Origin of the sequence: Paenibacillus oceani (assembly GCF_014705615.1) — a bacterium.
GTDB classification, from domain to species: Bacteria; Bacillota; Bacilli; order Paenibacillales; family NBRC-103111; genus Paenibacillus_AB; species Paenibacillus_AB oceani.
On the sequence record NZ_JACXJA010000084.1, the window covers coordinates 1 to 1,658 of the forward strand.

Genomic DNA, 1,658 nt, shown 5'->3' on the forward strand with positions numbered 1-1,658 from the left:
ACAAGTGAGAATGCCGGTATGAGTAACGAAAAGACTGGTGAGAATCCAGTCCGCCGAAAACCTAAGGGTTCCTGAGGAAGGCTCGTCCGCTCAGGGTAAGTCGGGACCTAAGGCGAGGCCGAAAGGCGTAGTCGATGGACAACAGGTTGACATTCCTGTACCACCGTAAGCCGTTACGAGCAATGGGGTGACGCAGAAGGGTAGTGACGCAGACTGATGGATGTCTGTCCAAGCAGTAAGGCTGGTCAGTAGGCAAATCCGCTGACCGTAAGGCTGAGCTGTGACGGGGAGGGAACATTGCAGTACCGAAGGTCATGATCTCAAGCTGCCGAGAAAAGCCTCTAGCCAGGCGAAGGTGCCCGTACCGCAAACCGACACAGGTGGGTGGGAAGAGAATTCTAAGGCGCGCGGAAGAACTCTCGTTAAGGAACTCGGCAAAATGACCCCGTAACTTCGGGAGAAGGGGTGCCTCGGTAGGGTGAATAGCCCGAGGGGGCCGCAGTGAAAAGGCCCAAGCGACTGTTTAGCAAAAACACAGGTCTGTGCGAAGCCGTAAGGCGAAGTATACGGGCTGACGCCTGCCCGGTGCTGGAAGGTTAAGGGGAGCGGTTAGGGGCAACCCGAAGCTGTGAACCGAAGCCCCAGTAAACGGCGGCCGTAACTATAACGGTCCTAAGGTAGCGAAATTCCTTGTCAGGTAAATTCTGACCCGCACGAATGGCGTAACGACTTGGGCGCTGTCTCAACGAGAGATCCGGTGAAATTTTAGTACCTGTGAAGATGCAGGTTACCCGCGACGTGACGGAAAGACCCCATGGAGCTTTACTGCAGCTTGATATTGGACTTTGGTACGATCTGTACAGGATAGGTGGGAGCCGTGGAAGTCGGAGCGCCAGCTTCGATGGAGGCGCCGTTGGGATACCACCCTGATCGTATTGGAGTTCTAACCTGCTACCGTGATCCGGTAGAGGGACCGTGTCAGGCGGGCAGTTTGACTGGGGCGGTCGCCTCCTAAAAAGTAACGGAGGCGCCCCAAGGTTCCCTCAGAATGGTTGGAAATCATTCGGAGAGTGCAAAGGCATAAGGGAGCTTGACTGCAAGACCAACAAGTCGAGCAGGGACGAAAGTCGGGCTTAGTGATCCGGTGGTACCGAATGGAAGGGCCATCGCTCAACGGATAAAAGCTACCCTGGGGATAACAGGCTTATCTCCCCCAAGAGTCCACATCGACGGGGAGGTTTGGCACCTCGATGTCGGCTCATCGCATCCTGGGGCTGAAGTAGGTCCCAAGGGTTGGGCTGTTCGCCCATTAAAGCGGTACGCGAGCTGGGTTCAGAACGTCGTGAGACAGTTCGGTCCCTATCTGTCGTGGGCGTAGGAAATTTGAGAGGAGCTGTCCTTAGTACGAGAGGACCGGGATGGACGTACCGCTGGTGTACCAGTTGTCTCGCCAGAGGCATAGCTGGGTAGCTACGTACGGAAGGGATAAGCGCTGAAAGCATCTAAGCGTGAAGCCCCCCTCAAGATGAGATTTCCCAATTCGTAAGACCCCTGGTAGACGACCAGGTTGATAGGTTCGGGGTGGAAGCGCAGCAATGTGTGGAGCTGACGAATACTAATCGGTCGAGGGCTTATCCTATTAATACTTCACGAACTTT

At 55.1% G+C, this 1,658-nt stretch carries 1 rRNA gene; it reads left to right on the forward strand.

The annotated features are described in order from the left end of the window. Positions 1 to 1,639: ribosomal RNA gene (locus IDH45_RS33685) — 23S ribosomal RNA — on the forward strand; the annotation flags it as partial. Positions 1,640 to 1,658: the final 19 nt, after the last annotated feature.